Origin of the sequence: Streptomyces gilvus (assembly GCF_022513565.1) — a bacterium.
GTDB classification, from domain to species: domain Bacteria; phylum Actinomycetota; class Actinomycetes; order Streptomycetales; family Streptomycetaceae; genus Streptomyces; species Streptomyces gilvus.
The window spans coordinates 1-364 of sequence record NZ_JAKWBE010000094.1; the positions used below are offsets into that span (position 1 = coordinate 1).

At 71.2% G+C, this 364-nt stretch carries 1 protein-coding gene; it reads left to right on the forward strand.

Going from position 1 to position 364, the window contains the following annotated elements; all coding sequences use genetic code 11:
• Positions 1-364 (forward strand): FGGY-family carbohydrate kinase (locus MKW14_RS40770; protein ID WP_240871849.1); only part of this gene is annotated, 364 nt, incomplete at both ends.

Genomic DNA, 364 nt, shown 5'->3' on the forward strand with positions numbered 1-364 from the left:
CACCCGCCCTGAGGACGTCTACCGGGCGTTGCTGGAGGCCACCGCCTTCGGCACCCGCACGATCATCGAGGCCTTCGAGAAGTCAGGGGTGCCGGTCGACGAGCTGATCATCGCGGGCGGTCTGACGAAGAACGCCCTGCTGATGCAGATCTACGCCGACGTCACCCGCCGCCCGCTGAGCATCATCGGCTCCACCCAGGGCCCCGCGCTGGGCGCCGCCATGCACGCGGCGGTCGCCGCCGGCGCCTACTCCGACATCCGTGCCGCCGCCCACGCCATGGGCAAGGTGCACCGCCGGGTCTATCTGCCGGACCCCCAGCGGGCGGTGGCCTACGACCGCCTCTACGACGAATACCGCGTGCTC